At 69.1% G+C, this 18,157-nt stretch carries 16 protein-coding genes; 7 read left to right on the top strand and 9 right to left on the bottom strand.

Annotated elements, in window-relative coordinates; genetic code table 11:
• Positions 1 to 3 precede the first annotated feature (3 nt).
• From B9N75_RS05975 to ssb, 3 genes are read left to right on the top strand one after another with little or no spacing between them, the layout of a single operon-like run.
• Positions 4 to 264, top strand: coding sequence for a FeoA family protein (locus B9N75_RS05975; RefSeq protein ID WP_085217975.1), 261 nt, complete (start codon positions 4 to 6; stop codon positions 262 to 264).
• Positions 261 to 2,102 carry a ferrous iron transporter B gene (gene feoB, locus B9N75_RS05970; RefSeq protein ID WP_085217974.1) on the top strand — a complete coding sequence of 614 codons (1,842 nt, stop codon included), beginning with the start codon at positions 261 to 263 and terminating at the stop codon, positions 2,100 to 2,102. The genes B9N75_RS05975 and feoB overlap by 4 nt, the downstream gene beginning before the upstream one ends.
• 10 nt (positions 2,103 to 2,112) lie before the next feature.
• Entirely contained in the window at positions 2,113 to 2,631 is a 519-nt protein-coding gene (gene ssb / locus B9N75_RS05965; RefSeq protein WP_085217973.1) for a single-stranded DNA-binding protein, read from the top strand.
• Positions 2,632 to 2,753: 122 nt separating this feature from the next.
• Here ssb and B9N75_RS05960 read toward each other — a convergent pair whose 3' ends face one another.
• The 3 genes from B9N75_RS05960 to B9N75_RS05950 are packed head-to-tail and all read right to left on the bottom strand — an operon-like array spanning position 2,754 to position 4,947.
• Positions 2,754 to 3,905, bottom strand: a complete 1,152-nt coding sequence (locus B9N75_RS05960) for a serine hydrolase domain-containing protein (protein WP_085217972.1) — start codon at positions 3,903 to 3,905, stop codon at positions 2,754 to 2,756.
• Positions 3,905 to 4,438, bottom strand: a complete 534-nt coding sequence (locus tag B9N75_RS05955) for a YceD family protein (RefSeq protein WP_085217971.1) — start codon at positions 4,436 to 4,438, stop codon at positions 3,905 to 3,907. The genes B9N75_RS05960 and B9N75_RS05955 overlap by 1 nt, the downstream gene beginning before the upstream one ends.
• A complete protein-coding gene (locus tag B9N75_RS05950; protein WP_085217970.1) occupies positions 4,435 to 4,947 on the bottom strand; it encodes a ubiquinol-cytochrome C chaperone family protein in 513 nt (170 codons plus the stop codon). Before B9N75_RS05950 ends, B9N75_RS05955 begins: the two co-directional genes overlap by 4 nt.
• Positions 4,948 to 5,083: 136 nt before the next feature.
• Between B9N75_RS05950 and B9N75_RS05945 the strand changes: the two genes are divergently transcribed.
• Positions 5,084 to 5,566 carry an outer membrane protein assembly factor BamE gene (locus B9N75_RS05945; RefSeq protein WP_085217969.1) on the top strand — a complete coding sequence of 161 codons (483 nt, stop codon included), beginning with the start codon at positions 5,084 to 5,086 and terminating at the stop codon, positions 5,564 to 5,566.
• A 6-nt stretch (positions 5,567 to 5,572) separates the two neighbouring features.
• Here the strand turns inward: B9N75_RS05945 and B9N75_RS05940 are convergent, their stop codons facing one another.
• The 4 genes from B9N75_RS05940 to B9N75_RS13940 form a co-directional block, all read right to left on the bottom strand.
• The gene (locus B9N75_RS05940) at positions 5,573 to 6,193 is read right to left on the bottom strand and encodes a LysE family translocator (protein WP_085217968.1); all 621 of its coding nucleotides are present in this window, start codon (positions 6,191 to 6,193) and stop codon (positions 5,573 to 5,575) included.
• Positions 6,194 to 6,201: 8 nt separating this feature from the next.
• Complete coding sequence (locus B9N75_RS05935) at positions 6,202 to 8,463, bottom strand: NADP-dependent malic enzyme (protein WP_085217967.1); 2,262 nt, start codon at positions 8,461 to 8,463, stop codon at positions 6,202 to 6,204.
• Between the two features lie 76 nt (positions 8,464 to 8,539).
• Positions 8,540 to 9,085, bottom strand: a complete 546-nt coding sequence (locus B9N75_RS05930; RefSeq protein WP_085217966.1) for a hypothetical protein — start codon at positions 9,083 to 9,085, stop codon at positions 8,540 to 8,542.
• Positions 9,031 to 9,318 (bottom strand): hypothetical protein, encoded by a 288-nt coding sequence (locus B9N75_RS13940; protein WP_157123717.1) that lies wholly within the window; start codon positions 9,316 to 9,318, stop codon positions 9,031 to 9,033. The genes B9N75_RS05930 and B9N75_RS13940 overlap by 55 nt, the downstream gene beginning before the upstream one ends.
• A gap of 76 nt (positions 9,319 to 9,394) precedes the next feature.
• Here B9N75_RS13940 and mutS point away from each other — a divergent pair, with 76 nt between their 5' ends.
• The 3 genes from mutS (at position 9,395) to B9N75_RS05915 (ending at position 15,808) form a co-directional block, all read left to right on the top strand.
• On the top strand, positions 9,395 to 12,007 hold the full coding sequence (mutS, locus tag B9N75_RS05925) for a DNA mismatch repair protein MutS (RefSeq protein ID WP_085217965.1): 2,613 nt from the start codon (positions 9,395 to 9,397) through the stop codon (positions 12,005 to 12,007).
• Between the two features lie 103 nt (positions 12,008 to 12,110).
• Entirely contained in the window at positions 12,111 to 12,989 is an 879-nt protein-coding gene (locus tag B9N75_RS05920; RefSeq protein WP_085217964.1) for an alpha/beta fold hydrolase, read from the top strand.
• A gap of 56 nt (positions 12,990 to 13,045) precedes the next feature.
• Entirely contained in the window at positions 13,046 to 15,808 is a 2,763-nt protein-coding gene (locus tag B9N75_RS05915) for a [protein-PII] uridylyltransferase (RefSeq protein ID WP_085217963.1), read from the top strand.
• On the opposite strand, the gene B9N75_RS05910 is transcribed toward B9N75_RS05915, so the two are convergent.
• Positions 15,805 to 16,794: a DUF1176 domain-containing protein gene (locus B9N75_RS05910; RefSeq protein ID WP_085217962.1), complete on the bottom strand. Its 990-nt coding sequence runs from the start codon at positions 16,792 to 16,794 to the stop codon at positions 15,805 to 15,807. The two genes, B9N75_RS05915 and B9N75_RS05910, sit on opposite strands and share 4 nt — an antisense overlap.
• On the bottom strand, positions 16,791 to 18,074 hold the full coding sequence (locus tag B9N75_RS05905; protein ID WP_085217961.1) for a Xaa-Pro dipeptidase: 1,284 nt from the start codon (positions 18,072 to 18,074) through the stop codon (positions 16,791 to 16,793). The genes B9N75_RS05910 and B9N75_RS05905 overlap by 4 nt, the downstream gene beginning before the upstream one ends.
• Positions 18,075 to 18,157: the final 83 nt, after the last annotated feature.

Raw genomic sequence — 18,157 nt, 5'->3', positions numbered from 1 at the left:
GCCATGCCGCGCCTCGACGAACTTCCCTTCCGCACCCCCGCGACCGTGACCGGCGTCGCCTGGGACACGCTGACGGACAGCGAATCGCGGCGGCTGCGCAACCTCGGGCTTGACGATGGCGTGCAGATCGAGTTGCTGCACGCCGCGCCGTTCGGACGCGATCCGCTCGCCGTCAAGATCGGACGCATGATGGTCGCGATCCGCCGCGATCATGCGCGCGCGGTTTCGGTCGAGGTGATCGCGCTGGAGACTGCCGCCGAATGACCTCCGTTTCGCTCGTCGCCGTCGTCGGCAATCCCAATGCCGGCAAGAGCGCGCTGTTCAACATGCTCACCGGCGCCCGCCAGAAAGTGGGCAACTATCCCGGCGTGACCGTCGAGCGCAAGTCGGGGCGCATGGCGCTGCCCGACGGTCGCCCGGTCGAGCTGGTCGATCTGCCCGGCACCTATGCGCTGGAGCCGACCAGCCCCGACGAGCAGGTGACGCGCGACGTATTGTTCGGCCGGCAGGAGGGCGAGCGCACGCCCGACGCGCTGCTGATCGTGCTCGACGCGACCAACCTCGACAATCACCTGCGCTTTGCGCTGCAGGTCATCGCACTCGGCGTGCCGACCGTGGTCGCGCTCAACATGGTCGATCTCGCGCGGCGCGACGGGCTGACGATCGACGCCGCGATCCTCGCCGCCGAACTCGGCGTGCCGGTGATCGAGACGGTCGCCGTCCGCCGCCGCGGCATCGCCGAAGTGCTCGACGCGCTTTCCACCGCCGTCTCCGCGCCGAAACGTGCGCGCGGCGCGGAAGAGGATTTCGTCCATCTCCAGCGCCACGCCCGCGCGATCGCGCACAAGGCGGTGACCGGCGAGACGATCGGCCGCAAATCGAGCCACGCGATCGACGCGGTGGCGCTCCACCCCGTCGCCGGACCGGTCATCTTCGCAGGGATCATGTTCCTGATGTTCCAGGCGGTATTCGCCTGGTCGGAAGCGCCGATCGGCTGGATCGAGGGCGGCATGGCCGCGCTGCAGGGCGTGGTGAACGACGTGCTGCCCGACGGCTTCCTGCAATCCTTGCTGGTCGACGGCGTCATCGCCGGCGTCGGCGCGGTGGTCGTCTTCCTGCCGCAGATTCTGATACTCTTCCTCTTCATCCTCCTCCTGGAAGCATCGGGCTACATGGTCCGCGCCGCCTTCCTGATGGACCGGTTGATGGCGAAGGTCGGCCTTTCGGGCCACGCCTTCATTCCGCTCCTCTCCTCCTTCGCCTGCGCGATCCCCGGGATCATGGCGACGCGGACGATCGAGGACCCCAAACATCGCCTGACGACCATCCTCATCGCGCCGCTGATGACCTGCTCTGCGCGGCTGCCGGTCTATGCGATCATCATCGGCGCCTTCATCCCGGCGACGAGCGTCGGGCCCGGCATCGGCCTCCAGGGACTCGTCCTCTTCGGCCTATACGTCTTCGGCATCCTCGGCGCGCTGATCGCGGCGCTGGTGCTGCGCGCGACGGTCGCCAAGGGGCAGCCGCAGGGCTTCATGATGGAAATGCCCAAATATCAGCTCCCGCTGGTCCGCGACATCCTCATCGGCCTGTGGCAGCGCGCTTTGATCTTTCTGAAGCGCGCCGGCACGATCATCCTCATCTCGACGGTGATCCTCTGGGGCTTGCTGTCCTTTCCGCAGCCGAAACCCGGCGAGACGGTGCTCGAAGCCTCGATCGCCGGCAAGATCGCGAGCGGGCTGGAAGTCGTGGTGCGGCCGATCGGCTTCAATCACGAGATCGCCTTGGCGCTGATTCCTGCGATGGCGGCGCGCGAAGTGGCGGTCTCCGCGCTCGCCACCGCTTATTCGATCGACGCCAGCGACGAGGAGGCGGCGGAGCAGCCGCTGATCGAACGGCTGCGCGGCCGCTGGTCGCTCCCCACCGCGCTCGCCTTCCTCGCTTGGTTCGTCTTCGCGCCGCAATGTTTATCCACAGTTGCGGTGACGCGGCGGGAAACCAACGGCTGGAAGTGGCCGCTCTTCATGCTAGGCTATCTTTTTGCACTGGCGTATCTGGCGGCCGGGGCGACCTTCTGGATCGCGACCGCGCTGGGACTGTAGGAGATTCCCGATGGCGGGCGTGAACAAAGTGATCCTGGTCGGCAATCTGGGCGACGACCCGGAGGTCCGCTCGCTGAACAATGGCGGCGAAGTGGTGAACCTGCGCGTCGCCACCTCTGAGAATTGGAAGGACCGCGACGGAAACCGCCAGGAGCGGACCGAATGGCACCGCGTCGTCATCTTCAACGAGAATCTCGGCCGCGTCGCCAAATCCTATCTGAAGAAGGGCTCGAAGGTTTACCTCGAAGGCCAGATCCAGACGCGCAAGTGGCAGGACAATTCGGGCCAGGACAAATATTCGACCGAGGTGGTGCTGCAGCGCTTCCGCGGCGAATTGGTGCTGCTCGACAGCCGCGGCGGCGGTGGCGGCGGCGGCGATTATGGCAGCGGCGGCTATGAGGGCGGATCGGGCTTCGGCGGCAGCAGCGGCAGCGGATCGGGCGGCGGCAATTATGGCGGCGGATCCCGCCAGCAGCAGCGCCCCCAGCCCGCCTTCGACAGCGACCTCGACGACGACGTTCCCTTTTAAGCCGAGCCCCCGAGCGTAACGAGGCGATCGGTCCGATCGCCGCGCAGCGCGGAGAGAGGGCGAAGGCCGGCCGGCGGCTGCAAGCCGACCGATGTCACGCGATTCACTCGCGTGATGGCTTCCTAGGACACCGGCCAGACCGCGCGACGGATCGCGCGGAAGGGAAGGTCCGGACCCATATCGCCGTTGCACAGCGCGGCGATAGTGGTCCGCGTGTCGGTCCGCGTCTCCAGCAGCGAGCCAAAGCCGTTGATGCCGCCATAATGGGTGATCAGCGGACGCGGATCGCCGGGCGGCGAGACCAATAGCCCGCAGGCATATTGCATATCGCCATAGGCGGCATCGTCTTCCTTGCGGAGGCGATTGGCGCCGCTGAGCCGCCCGTCGCGTAGCCGCCCCGGAGCGAGCATCAGATCGAGATGCTTGGCGTCGAGCAGGCGTCCGCCGAGCAGAGCATCGTGCCAGCGGCAAAGATCCTCGGCGGTCGAGCGCATGGCGCCCGCGCCGCCCGCCTCGACGATCGGGATATAGGCCGCGTTGGCGAAGGGGCGGGCGTTGTCCCCGGTCGGCGTGTAGCCCGAGGCGCGGCCGGGCACGACATCCTCCGCATGATCCAGCGCGGTGCGGGTGAGCCCGAGCGGGCGGAAGAGGATTTCCGCCATCACCTCGGCCAGCGGCTTGCCCGCCGCCGCCTCGATCAGCCCGCCGAGCAGGATGTAATTGGCATTGCTGTAGAGCCACGCCGTGCCGGGGTCGAAATCGAACGGCGCCGGCTGTTCGGCGATCGCCTGTGCGAGGCGGACTTGCGTCTTGACGCCGCTTGCATCCGCCGCCGGCGAGGCGATGCTCTCGTCACTCTTCAGCCCGGCGGTCTGGTGCATCAGTTCCAGCGCCGTCACCGGCTTCAATTTCGCCATGAACGGCAGGTGGCGCGACACCGGCGCATCGAGCGCGAGCATGCCGCGCGCAGACAGCGCGATCGCGGTGGCGGCGGTGAACTGCTTGGTGAGCGAGGCGATGCGGAACACGCTCTGCGGCGAGACCGGCGTCCCGGTCTCGATATTGGCGAGGCCGTAGCCGCGCGAGGCGGTCATCGCGCCGCGCTCGCCGACCGCGACCTGGACGCAGGGACAGGCGTGCGCGTCGATCGCGGCCTTGGCTGCGGCGTCGAGCGCCGCGGCGCGGCCGTCGGGCGCCGCGAGCAGCGGCCGTGCGGCGACACCCGCCATCGCAAGCGCGCCGCCTGCCATCGCCGCGCGCCGCGACATCGCCATCAGCTCTGCAGCTTGTCCTTGAGCGCCGCGAGCGCGCCGAACGGGCCGGCCTCGCTCTCGCGATCCTCCTCGCCCTTCACACCGGCTTCGCGCAGCGCGGCTTCGGCGCCGGGCGCGCGCGGCCACGGATCGAGCGCGAGCGCCAGCGTCTCCGCCGCCGCCTCGCCCAGATCGATCGCCTGGCCATCGTGAAAGACGACATCGAGCTCGCGTTCGTCGAGCTCGATCTCTTCATCGTCGCCAGCCGCGGGTTCAGGCCGGTAGAGCAGCGCGAACGGCTCGTCGATCACCGCCGGAACGGGAACGCCGGTGGCGACGCAGCTCTGCTCGACGGCGGCGCGGAGGCGGCCGGTGACGCTGATCGCATCGCCGTCACGCGCGACCGTCGCTTCCGCTTCCAGCCGGCCAAGCGCGAGAAGTGCGAAGCGGCGGGCCAGCGCGGCGCGCTCGCCTTCGTCGGCGGTGAGCGTCTCGCGGCGCGGCGTGGTGCCGATCGCATCGAGGCGGACGGGGCGGCTGAACTCCGGCGTCATGGCGTCGGCAGCGTGCCCGCGAGCAGCGCATCGGGCTGGGTGGCGGCGAGCGCCGCGCGCAGCCGCTCCAGCCGCGCGGCGACGAAGCCGAGCGCGTCAGGCGACGGCGGCGCATCGTGAAAGACGTTGCGGCGCACCGGCTCGATCAAGTCGTCGGCGTCGCGGAAGGCTCCCAAGCGCCCGCCGAGCGCGCCCATCATCTTGCCGACATGCTTGCCGACGACGAAATCGCCGATGCCGATCTGGCGGAGGCTCGCGTCCATATCATCGACAAAGAGCTCGGCGAGCAGCGCCGAATCGGGCGCGGTGCGCTGCCCCTCGGCCTCCAGCCGCAGCAGGGTCAGCGCCATCACCGCCGTGACCATGTTGAAACGGCCGTCGACGGTATCGGGCACCGCGCCATCGCGATACCAGGCGGGATCGCGCGCCTCCGCGACGATCGCCTCATAGAGGGGAAGCAGGCGCCTACGCTGGTCGCGCTCGCCGAAAATGCGGGAAAGAAAGGACATGCGGGCGCTCCCCGGTTGGTGTCGCGGGCTTGCGCCGCAGGGTCGTTGGTGCATATTGGGGCTTCGGATCGCGCCCGGCAAGGCGGGCGCCGGTTGCGATGTGGGGCACCGGCAGGATTTGACGGAGACTTTTCCAATGAATGTGGCACGAAGCGCGGCGATGGCGGTGCTGGTGTGCGCCGGGGTTGGCCTCAGCGCCTGCTCGACGCTGACCGTGAAGGATCGCCAGGGCTATCTGGTCGACGATGCGCTCGTCGCATCGGTGCAGCCCGGCATCGACAATCGCGATTCGGTGATGGGAACGCTCGGCCGCCCGAGCTTCACCGGCCAGTTCGACCAGAAGGACTGGTATTACGTCTCGCGCAACACGCGCCAGCCGGCCTTTTCCGATCCCAAGCCCACCGAGCAGACCGTGGTCCACGTCCGCTTCGACGAAGCCGGCAATGTCGCCGCGGTCGAGCGCACCGGCATGGAGCGGGTCGCCTCGATCAACCCGATGAACGACGAGACCCCGACGCTGGGCCGCGACCGCGGCTTCTTCCAGGAGATCTTCGGCAATATCGGCGCGGTCGGCAGCACCCGCGGCACCGCCGGCGGCGACGTCACCAACCCGCAGTAACGCCTGTCAGCGCCGCATCGCGGCGGTGGCGACGCCCGCCGCGATCAGGATTCCGCCCCCAGCGCGGTTCGCCCAGCGCAAGGTGCGCGGGTTGCGCATCAGCGTCGACGCGCGCGAGGCGGCCAGTGCATAGCCCGTGTCGGTGATCGCCGCGATCAGCGTGAAGGTCATCACCAGGACCGCCGCCTGCGGAAGATAGGGCGCGCGCGGATCGACGAACTGCGAGGCGAAGGCCACGAAGAACAGGATCGTCTTGGGGTGGAACAGCCCCACCGCGACATTGCAGAGAAACGCGGTGCGCGGCGCGATCGGCGTGCGATCGACCGCTAGGTCCGGCAGTGCGGCGCCCTTGCGGATGGCGAGGATGCCGAGCGCGATCAGATAGAGCGCGCCGATCCATTTGAGCACCGTGAACGCGATCGCCGAGGTGGCGAGCAGCACGCCCGCGCCGGCGAGCGAGACACTGATCGCGGCAAAATTGCCGACCGCCATGCCGCCGACCGAAGCCAGTGCCGTCCTGCGGCCCGAGCTGAACGCGAAGCCGATGATGCTGGCGACGCCCGGCCCCGGCACTAGGGCGAGAAGGAGGCAGGCGAGCGCGAAGGCGGTCCAGAGCTCCAGCGTCATCGCATCCTCTATTCGACGATGCCCCCGGCGGCGAGCACCGCGAGGGTGACGAGATCGGACGCGCTGGCCGTCATCGCCGAGACCTGCGCGGGGTGCTTCATGCCGACCAGCACCGGTCCGATCACCGCATCGCCGCCCAGCTCGCGGAGCAGCTTGGCGGAAATGTTGGCGGACTGGAGGCCCGGCATGATGAGGACATTGGCGGCGCCGGTGAGGCGGCTGAACGGATAGATGTCGCGCATCGCCGGGTTGAGCGCGACGTCGGGCGCCATCTCGCCTTCATATTCGAAATCGACCTGGCGCTTGTCGAGCAGCTTCACCGCCTCGCGCAGATTTTCGAGGAACGAGCCCTCGGGATTGCCGAAGGTGGAATAGGAGATGAAGGCGACGCGCGGCTCGTGGCCCATGCGCCGCGCCACCGCGGCGGTCTGCTCGGCCATGTCGGCAAGCTGCTCGGCGCTGGGCCGCTCGGTCACCGTGGTATCGGCCATGAACATCGTGTGATGCTGGCCTATGAGGATGTGGATGCCGAACGGCGTGCAGGCGGGCTTGGGATCGAGCACGCGCAGCAACTGGCGCATGTTCTGGCCATAGGGGCGGGTGACGCCGGTGATCAGCGCATCGCCCTTGCCCATCGCGAGCAGCAGCGCGGCGAAGATGTTGCGATCCTGCTTCACCATCCGCGCCACCTCGCGCCGCAGATAGCCGCGGCGCTGCAGGCGCTCGTAGAGATAATCGGTCATCTCCCCGACATGCGGGAAGGTGCGACTGTTGAGCAGCTCGAAGCTCTCCGGATCGTCGACGCCTAGCGCGCGGAGCCGATCGTAGACGCTGTCGCGGCCGACCAGCACCGGCGTGCCGTAGCCGCCGTCGCGGAACTGGATGGCGGCGCGCAGCACGACATCCTCCTCGCCCTCGGCGAAGATCACCCGCTTCGGGTTCGCGCGCGCCGCGTCATAGGCGAGGCTGAGCACCGCATTGGTGGGGTTGAGCCGCGAGCGGAGCGCCGCGCGATAGGCGGTCATGTCCTTGATCGGGAAGCGCGCGACGCCCGAATCCATCGCCGCCTGTGCGACCGCGGCGGGGACCAGCTCCATCAGCCGCGGATCGAACGGCGCGGGGATGATGTAATCGACGCCGAAGCTGTGCGCCTTGCCGCCATAAGCTGCGGTCACTTCCTCGGGAACCTGCTGGCGCGCCAGCTCGGCGAGCGCCTGCGCGGCGGCGATCTTCATCTCGTCGTTGATCGCGGTCGCCCGCACATCGAGCGCGCCGCGGAAGATGAAGGGAAAACCGAGCACGTTGTTGACCTGGTTCGGATAGTCCGACCGGCCCGTCGCGACGATTGCGTCGGGGCGCGCGGCCTTGGCCTCGGGCGGGGTGATCTCGGGATCGGGATTGGCCATCGCGAAGATGATCGGCTGCTTCGCCATCTCCACCACCATCTCGGGCTTGAGCGCGCCGGCGGCCGAGAGGCCCAGGAACACGTCGGCGCCCTTCAGTGCCTCGCCGAGCGTGCGATGCTGGGTCTCGGCCGCGTGCGCGGACTTCCACTGATCGAGATCGGTGCGGCCGCGGTGGATGACGCCGCTCCGGTCGCACATGATGACATTGTCGCCGCGCACGCCCATCGCCTTGATGAGCTCGGTGCAGGCGATCGCGGCGGCGCCCGCACCGTTCACCACCACCTTGATCTCGGCGAGCTTGCGGTTGGTGAGGTAGCAGGCGTTGATGAGGCCCGCGGCGGTGATGATCGCGGTGCCGTGCTGATCGTCGTGGAAGACGGGAATGTTCATCCGCTCGCGCAAAGTCTGCTCGATGATGAAGCAGGCGGGCGCGCCGATATCCTCGAGATTGATGCCGCCGAAGCTCGGCTCCATCAGCGCGACGGCGTTGATGAAGGCGTCGCTGTCCTCGGTGTCGAGCTCGAGATCGATCGAATCGACGTCGGCGAAGCGCTTGAACAGCACCGCCTTGCCTTCCATCACCGGCTTGGAGGCGAGCGCGCCGAGATTGCCGAGCCCGAGGATCGCGGTGCCGTTGGAGATGACCGCGACCAGATTGCCCTTGGCGGTATAATCATAGGCCTTGGACGGATCTTCGGCGATGGCGCGGACCGGGACCGCGACGCCGGGCGAATAAGCGAGGCTCAGGTCGCGCTGCGTCGCCATCGGCTTGGAGGCGATGATCTCGATCTTGCCGGGCCGCCCCTCGGCGTGGAAGGCCAGGGCCTCGGCGTCCGAGAATTTTACGTTGCTGCCTTCGCTCATGCGGGCGATCCCCTCTCTTTGCCTATGCTCTAGGCCGCGTTCCGCGACATTCGCAAGGGCGGGCGCGAGCAGGGCGTCAGAAGGGGACGCCGGGCCGCAGCACGATCTGAAACAGGGCGAGCACCGCAAGCAGCCAGCCGAGCGGCCACAGATCGGACTTGAGAAAGCCGGGCGGCGCCGATTGCGAGCTGCGCTGGCCGATCGCGCCGAGCTGGACGAAGAGCGCGCCGGCGCCGTTCATGATGACCGGCACGATCGCGACCTGAACGATCTCGCCCGGCACGCGGAACGGCAGGATGAGCAGGATCGCGGCGAGCGCGGGCAGCGTTGCGACATAGAAGATCGCGCGGCCCGAACGGACGCCGGGAAGGAAGCTGTGGAAGTGGCGGGCGAGCACGCGCCCGGCCCAGACCATCGCGCCTATCGCGAGCAGGGCGACGACATATTTCGCGGTCTGGCCGAGGCCGAACCAGTCCATCGCCATGCCGACATCGTTGGCGGGCACGAACGCGCCGATCACCGCCTGCGGCAGCGCCTGGAAGAGACCGCTGAACGCGATCCACACCATCAGCAGCCGCGACGTCGCCGAGCCGTGCGCGCGGCCGCGGGCGAGCACGAGCATGACGAGCGCGAGGAGGATGGTCGCGGCCGCGCCGGTGCCCTGCCACAGCGTCGCCAGCGGGTGATCGCCCGTCCAGCCGTGGTTATGTGATAGAGCGTCGGATTGAGGCCCGGCGTCAGCGCCTTGGGCAGGACCAGGAACAGCTCCTGCACGAAGAAGACGAGGTTGAACGCCAGCGTCGCGAGCAGCGTCGAATGCAGGGGCAAGCGCAGCTCGGACGGGACGCGGGTCATCGCAGTCGGCCTTAACCTGTGTCTGGCGGGCTGAAAACCGGTTCCGATCCTTGGGCAGAGCCTTTATCGACCGGCCATGGCCAGCGCCGCGAAACCTGCCGGGGGATCCGCCCCGACGCCGATGATGGTGCAATATCTGGCGCTGAAGGCCGAGGCGGCGGACTGCCTGCTCTTCTATCGGATGGGCGATTTCTTCGAATTGTTCTTCGACGACGCCAAGACGGCGGCGGCGGTGCTCGACATCGCGCTCACCGCGCGCGGCGAGCATGACGGCGCGCCGATCCCGATGTGCGGCGTCCCCGTCCACGCCGCCGAAGCCTATCTCGCGCGGCTGATCCGCGCCGGCCACCGCGTCGCCATCGCCGAACAGACCGAGAGCCCGGCGGAGGCCAAGAAGCGCGGCTCCAAATCGGTGGTCGCGCGCGCGATCGTCCGCGTCGTCACCGCAGGCACGCTGACCGAAGAGGCTTTGCTCGATGCGCGGACCGCCAACTGGCTCGCCGCGGTGGCGCCGGTCGGCGATCGCTTCGGCATCGCCGCGGCGGACATCTCGACCGGGCGGTTCGAGCTCGGATCGGTCGGTGCCGCCGCGCTGGATGCGGAGCTGGCGCGGCTCGGCGCGGCCGAGATCGTCGCGCCTGCCGATCTGCCGGGCGCCGAAGCGCAGCGCCGCGACCGCGGCTTCGACAGCATCGCGGCGGAGCGGCGGCTGAAGGAGCGGTTCGGCGTCGCGACGCTCGACGGCTTCGGCGCGTTCGACCGCGCCGCGCTTGCCGCCGCGGGCGGCCTCCTCGCCTATCTCGACGAGGTGGCGAAGGATGCGCTGCCCTTCCTGCAGCCGCCCGCCGCGCGCGCCGCCGACGGCCATATGGCGATCGACGCGGCGACCCGGGAAAGCCTGGAGCTGACCCAGGCGGGGGGCGGCGGACGCGCCGGATCGCTGCTCGCATCGGTCGACCGCACCGTCACCGGCGCGGGCGCGCGGCTGCTTGCCGCCGACATCGGCGCGCCGCTGATGGACCGCGCGGGCATCGACGCGCGGCTCGATCTCGTCGCGCTGTTGCACGATCAGTCCGGCCTCCGCGATGGCCTCCGCCGCCAACTCCGTGCGCTGCCCGATGTCGGCCGCGCGCTCGGCCGGATCGCGGTCGGACGCGGGGGGCCACGCGATCTCGGCCAGCTTCGCGACGGGCTGGGCGAGGCGCGGCGGCTGCACGCGCGGCTGGCGGGGCTGCCCGATCGTCCGGCGCTGCTCGAAACGCTGCTTCCCGCGCTCACCGGCCACGGCGCGCTCGAAGACCTTCTCGGCCGCGCGCTCGTCCCCCAGCCACCTATCGACGCGAGCAATGGCGGCTATATCGCCGAGGGCTATGATGCCGCGCTCGATGCGCTGCGTACCACTGGTGGCGAGGGAAGGCGCGCGATCGCGGGGCTGGAGGCGCGCTACCGCGAGCAGACCGGCATCGCGACGCTCAAGATCCGCCACAACGCCGTGCTCGGCTATCATGTCGAGGTGCCGTCCAAGCATGGCGACCGGCTGATGGCGGCGGAATCGGGCTTCACCCACCGCCAGACGCTGGCGGGCGTCGTCCGCTTCAACGCGCCCGATCTCCACGAGCAGGCGCTGCGCGTCGGTCAGGCGGGCGCGCACGCGCTGGCGGCGGAGGCGGCGCATCTGGAGGAGATGACCGCCGCGGTGCTCGACCGCGCGCAGCCGATCGCCGCCACCGCCGATGCGCTTGCTCGACTGGACGTCGCCGCGGCGCTCGCCGAGCGCGCCGCCGAGGGCGGCTGGTGCCGCCCTGAGTTCGCGGGCCATTCCTGCTTCGAGGTTGAGGGCGGCCGCCATCCGGTGGTCGAGGACGCGCTGAAAGGACGCGGCGAGCGGTTCGTCGCCAACGATTGCGCTCTGTCCGAAGAGCAAAGGCTGTGGCTCGTCACCGGCCCCAACATGGGTGGCAAATCGACCTTCCTCCGCCAGAATGCACTCATCGCCGTGCTCGCGCAGGCGGGAAGCTTCGTCCCCGCGGCACGTGCCAAGCTGGGGCTGGTCGACCGGCTGTTCAGCCGCGTCGGCGCGTCGGACAATCTGGCGCGCGGGCGATCGACCTTCATGGTCGAGATGGTTGAGACCGCCGCGATCCTGGCGCAAGCGACCGAGCGGAGCTTCGTGGTGCTCGACGAGGTCGGCCGCGGCACCTCCACCTATGACGGGCTCGCCATCGCCTGGGCCGTCGTCGAGGCGATCCACGACCGGAGCCGCTGCCGCTGCCTGTTCGCAACGCACTATCACGAGCTGACCCGGCTCGCCGAGCGGCTGGACGCGCTGTCGCTCCACCACGTCCGCGCGCGCGAATGGAAGGGCGAACTCGTCTTCCTCCACGAGCTTGCCGACGGCCCCGCCGACCGCAGCTACGGTATCGCGGTCGCCAAGCTCGCCGGGCTGCCGCCGCCGGTGCTGGCGCGCGCCAAATCGGTGCTCGCCAAGCTGGAGGAAGGCAAGGCCGCGACCGGCGGGATCGCCGCGGGGCTCGACGATCTGCCGCTGTTCGCTGCCGTGCAGGCCGAAGAGCCCGAGCCCGACCCGCTCGTCGCAGCGCTGGCCGAAGTGGACGCCGATGCGCTGACCCCGCGCGATGCGCTCGATCTCGTTTACCGGCTCAAGCGGATCGCGTCCGAGGAGCGCTGATCCGTTCTGCGGCCGGCACGATCATGCTATGATCCGAGTCGCTCGAGCTTCCACCCGAAGCCGGCCTGTGCGCGTGCCATCCGATGCTTTGGGGAGAGCCGGCATGCCTTTCATCACCACCTCCGACGGCACTGAGATTTTCTACAAGGACTGGGGCCGCAAGGACGCCCAGCCCATCGTCTTCCACCACGGCTGGCCGCTGAGCGCGGATGATTGGGACAATCAGATGATGGTCTTCCTCGCCGAAGGCTATCGTGTGATCGCGCACGACCGCCGCGGCCACGGCCGATCGACCCAGACCGACACCGGCAACGAGATGGACACCTATGCCGCGGACGTTGCCGCGCTCGCCGATGCGCTCGACCTCAGGGACGCCGTGCATGTCGGCCATTCCACCGGCGGCGGCGAAGTCGTCCATTATGTCGCGCGTGCCAGGCCCGGCCGTGTCGCCAAGGCCATCATCATCGGCGCGGTGCCGCCGGTGATGGTCAAGAAGGAGAGCAACCCCGGCGGGCTGCCCATCGAGGTGTTCGACGGATTTCGCGCCGCGCTGATCGCCAATCGCGCGCAGTTCTTCGTCGATGTGCCGACAGGCCCCTTCTACGGCTATAACCGCGAGGGCGCGAAAGCCGATCCGGGCGTGATCTGGAATTGGTGGCGGCAGGGCATGATGGGCGGCGCGAAGGCGCATTATGACTGCATCAAGGCCTTCTCCGAGACGGACTTCACCGAGGATCTGAAGGCGATCGACGTGCCTGTTCTGGTCATGCACGGCACCGACGACCAGATCGTCCCCTATGCGGATTCGGCGCCGCTGTCGGCGAAGCTGCTGAAGAACGGCACGCTCAAGAGCTACGACGGGCTGCCGCACGGCATGTGCACGACGCATCCGGACGTGGTGAACCCCGACATCCTCGCCTTCATCCGCGGCGATGCGGCGCCCGCGCGGGCGGCGGCGACGGGCGATCTGATGACGGCTTGAGACGCCGCAGAGGGCTGGGCGGTGACGGCGGCCCGGCGCCCGCTTATGGTGGGGCTATGTCTTCCCGCCTCGAATCCGTGCTCGACCGCCGCGCGATCGTCGACCGGCGCGACCTTGGCGAGCGGATCGCGGCGCTGGGGGGCGACGCGGACACGCGCCGCAGCGCTGCCGCAGCGCTGCTCCGCGAGGCGCTGGACGCGGGCCGCGCGGAAATCGCGCGGCGGCTGGCGGACAAGCCCTGGCAGGGCAGCGAAACGGCGGCCGCCTATGCCTTCCTCGCCGACCAGATCCTCCGCGTCGCATATCATCACGTCACCACCGATCTCTATCCCAACGCCAACCCGACTGCGGGCGAGCGGATCGCGCTGATCGCGGTGGGCGGCTACGGCCGCGGCGAGATGGCGCTATATTCGGACGTCGACATCGCCCTCGTTACGCCCTGGAAGCCGACGCCCTGGGCCGAGCAGGTGATCGAGGCTCTGCTCTATCTGCTCTGGGATCTGGGGCTGAAGATCGGCCATTCGGTGCGATCGGTGGACGACATGATCCGCGTGGCGGCCGGCGATCATACGGTCCGCACCGCGATCCTCGAATCGCGCTTCCTGTGGGGTGACGAGGCGCTCTACGACCAGGCGATCGCGCGTTTCTGGAAGGAGGTGGTCGCCGGCAACGCCGCCGATTTCGTCCGCGAAAAACTGGAAGAGCGCGAGGCGCGCCACAAGCGGATGGGCGACAGCCGCTACGTCGTCGAGCCCAACGTCAAGGAGGGCAAGGGGGGCCTCCGCGATCTCCACACGCTCTTCTGGATCGGCAAATATGCCTATCGCGTGCGATCGGTCGCCGAGCTCGTCGAGCAGAAATTGCTGTCGCGGAGCGAGCTGCGCCGGTTCCAGCGCGCAGAGCGTTTCCTGTGGGCGGTGCGCTGCCACCTCCACATCGTCGCGGGGCGCGCCGAGGACCGGCTGACCTTCGACTATCAGCGCGAGATCGCGGGGCGGATGCATTATGCGGACCGGCCCGGAAAATCGCCCGTCGAGCGGTTCATGCGCCACTATTTCCTCCACGCGAAGACGGTGGGGGATCTGACCGGCCTGTTCCTCGCGCATCTCGACGAGACCTTCGCGCGGCGCGGGATGCGCTTCCTCATCCCCAGCATCCGCCGGCGGCCGGGCAGGCTCGAGGGCTTCGTGCTGGATCGCGGCCGCCTGGCGCTGCCGTCGGACGATTTCCTGCAGGCCGATCCGGTGCGCCTCATCCAGATGTTTGCGCTCGCCGACCGGCACGAGATCGAGATTCACCCGCAGGCGATGCGCGCCGCCGGGCACGATGCGCGGCTGATCGACCAGGCGGTGCGCGACGATCCGCGCGCCAATGCCTTGTTTCTCGACGTGCTGACCTCCCCGCGCGATCCGCAGGCGGTGCTGCGCTGGATGAACGAGGCGGGGGTGTTCGGCCGTTTCGTGCCCGATTTCGGCCGCGTCGTCGCGCAGATGCAGTTCGACATGTACCACCATTATACGGTGGACGAACATACGCTGCGCGCGGTGGGGCTGCTGGCGCGGATCGAGGCCGGCGAACTGGTCGAGGATCACCCGCTGTCGAGCGTCCTCATCCACCAGATCGCATCGCGCCGCGTGCTCTATGTCGCGGTGCTGCTCCACGACATCGCCAAGGGCCGCGGCGGCGACCATTCGGTGCTGGGGGCGGAGGTCGCGATGCAGCTCTGCCCGCGGCTGGGGCTCGACGAGGCGGAGACCGAAACGGTCGCCTGGTTGGTCCGCTGGCATCTGCTCGCGTCCGCCACCGCCTTCAAGCGCGACCTCGCCGACCCGAAGACGATCGCCGACTTCGCGGCGCAGGTGAAGAGCCCGGAGCGGCTGAAGCTGCTCACCATCCTGACGGTGGTCGATATCCGCGCGGTGGGGCCGGGGGTGTGGAACGGCTGGAAGCGCCAGCTCCTCCACTCGCTCTACGAAGCGGCGGAGGAAGTGCTGCTGCTCGGCCACAAGCAGCGCGGCCGGCGCGAACGGGTGGAGGCGATCCAGCGCGATCTCGGCGAACGGCTGGGCTGGGACGACGAAACACGCGCCGCCTTCGCCGCGCGCTTCGCCGACAGTTACTGGCTCGCCGAGCCCATGCCGGTGCTCGAGCAGAATGCTGCGCTGGTCGCTGCGGTCGCCGCCGATCCCGAAGGCGCGACCCCGTTCCAGGCCGGAGTCATGGCGGAGCGCGGCGCCACTCTGTTCACGATCCACGCGCCCGACCGGCGCGGGCTCTTCTACCGCGTCGCCGCGGCGATCAGCCTTGCCGGCGCGAACGTGATAGACGCGCGCATCCACACCAGCGCCGACGGCATGGCGCTCGACAATTTCTTGCTGCAGGATTCGGAAGGCCAGCCGTTCGCCGATCCGCACCAGATGCGGCGGCTGGAAGCATCGGTGCGCGCCGCGCTGGCGGGGGAGGAGCCGGCGCACGACCGGCTCGCCGCCAAGCCGCTCCCCATCGCGCGATCGGGCGCGTTCCGCATCCGCCCCGCGGTGTTCGTCGATAACAAGGCGTCGAACCGCTACACGGTGGTGGAGGTCAACGCCCGCGACCGCCCGGCGCTGCTCAGCGGCCTCGCCCGTGCGCTGCGCGAAGGCGAGGCACGGCTCCATTCGGCGCATATCGCGACCTACGGGGAGCGGGCGGTCGACGTCTTCTACCTCACCGATCGCGCCGGCGCGAAGATCGAGGAGGCCGATGCGATCGAGGCGCTGCGCCAGCGGCTCCTAGACGCCGCCGCTTATGCCCCGGCGGAAGGCGCCGCGGTCTCCTAGCGCTTCACCGCCGCGCGCCAGGTGCGGATCCAGTCCACGCTTCCTCGGCATTCGTGCATCTCGCGCTGCTCGGTCAGGCGGAAGCGCGCGCCGTCCCAGACGAATTCCTGCGACGTCCCGCAATCCCCGAGCCCGCGGCCCTTGGCATAATGGCTGAGCACGCCCTTTTCGTAACCGGCGTTGACGAGCATCGGATTGCCGTCGTCCTCGCCCCAGCTCGGCATCCGGTCGAAGCGGGCATAGTCCGCCTTCAACTGGCCGCGCACCCGCTCGATCACGAACGGCACGGATGAGAAATTGTAGGCGCCGGCGCCGCAGCTCAGCAGCACGAGCGTGCGGCGCGCATCGAGAGCATGCGTCTCGGCCGACACCGGCCCGAAATCATCCGCCGGGCAGTCGGCGACCTTGCGCATCGCCGCCACTTCCTTCGCCGTCGGCGCGATCGCCGTTGCATTCGTGATGGGTGCCGCATCGATCACCGGAATGGCGGACGGCGTGGGCGGTCCCGGCTTCGTCCCCTTTCGGACCAGCGCGCTTGCCGTGCCGATCCGGCGCTGGCGATCGTCGATGTAGAGGAGCGCCGCGGCGATGCCCGACGAGGACAATGTGCCCACGATCTTGCCGCGAGCATCGACGAACACGGCCGTCTGCGCCGGGATCAGCGCGGCGACGAAGGCTGCGGGATCGGCGGGGCGATACTCCTCCTGACCACCGCCGGTCAGCGCGAAGCGCTTGCCATCGATGAGCATCGCAGTGGCGGCGACGTTCCACAGCTCGATCGCAACCTGCGGGCGGTCTGCCGCCGCCGATCCGCGCATGATCGTGGCCGTGGCGATGTCGTCGGCCGTCGCACCGTCGGGCACCAGCGCGACGGCCTGGCAGTCGAGGCCATTGTCGCAGCCGACCGTCCAATCGCCGAACGTCCTGATCGCGCCCGGCTGCGGCACGGCCGCCGCCGCGAGCAGCGCGAGCAGCGCCCCCGTCACGGCGCCTTGACCAGTTCGCCGCCCTTGATGACCGCGGCCACCTTCTCGAGCGTGCTGACGTCGGCAAGCGGATCGCCGTCCACCGCGACGATGTCACCGTAGCGGCCGACCGCGATGGCTCCGACGTCCCGCTCGCGGCCTAGCGCCTCGGCGGCGGTCCAGGTGGCCGAGCGGATCGCCTCCGCCGGAGTCATGCCGTACTCGACCATGATGCGGAACTGGCCCGCGGCGGTGCCGTGCGGCATCACGCCTGCGTCGGTCGCGAACACCATGCGGACGCCGGCGCGATGGGCTTTGCGGAAATTGTCGCGCTGGATCTGCGCCACCTCGCGGTCCTTGCGCAGATTATCTTCCAGCACCCCGTTCGCTCGGCCCTCGCGCTGGGTATATTCGGTGTTGAAGATATCCATCGCGAACCACACCGGCCGCTTGCGATCGAGTGCGAGGCGGATGCCCTCGTCATCGACCAGGCTGACATGCTCAATCGTGTCGATCCCGGCGCGGATCGCCGCCTTGATGCCCGCCGCGCCATGCGCGTGGGCGGCGGTACGCAGACCCCATTGATGCGCCTCGTCGGCGATGGCGCGCAGCTCCTCCTCGGAAAGCTGCTGCTGCCCCGGCTCGGTGTTGCGCGAGAAGACGCCGCCGGTGGCGCAGACCTTGATCACCTCCGCGCCATATTTGCGCTGCTCGCGGACGCGGGTGCGCAACTCCTGCGCGCCATCGCCCACCGCCTTGCCCTTGGCGTTGAAGGAGGGCGGCAGATAGGTGCTGTCGCAATGGCCGCCGGTCGCCGAAAGCGGATGCGCGGCGGGGACGATGCGGGGGCCGCGCATCAATCCCTCGTCGATCGCTTGCTTATAGGCGACATCCGAATAATTCTCCGATCCGACGTTGCGGACGGTGGTGAACCCCGCATCGAGCATCGCCGTGGCGTTGCCGACGCCCTGCACGGTCCAGAACTGATCGGTAAATTGCAGGCCGGTGTAACCGCCGTAATTGGGGTTGGCATCGAGATGGACGTGCATGTCGATGAGGCCCGGAAGGATCGTCTTGCCGGGCAGGTCGATCCGCTTCGCGCCTTCGGGAATGTTCGGCCGGCCGCCGTTCCGCGCCGTCACCGCCGCGATCCGCCCGTCGGTGATGACGATCACCGGCTCGGCCACGTAGCGGCCGGTCTGGACGTCGAGCATACGGTCCGCGGTGACGACCACCGTTTCCGCAAGCGCAGGCGAGGCCAGCACGGCGAGGCCGGCGGCGAGCAGCATTTCCTTCTTCATTGACGTCCCCCGAATACGGCTCGAACCGGCCGCTGCTGCTCTGCATGACGGAGATCGATAGCGGCGGCAATATGGTGTCGGCG

The organism is Allosphingosinicella indica, assembly GCF_900177405.1.
GTDB classification, from domain to species: Bacteria; Pseudomonadota; Alphaproteobacteria; order Sphingomonadales; family Sphingomonadaceae; genus Allosphingosinicella; species Allosphingosinicella indica.
This window is presented reverse-complemented; position numbering and strand designations above follow the sequence as displayed.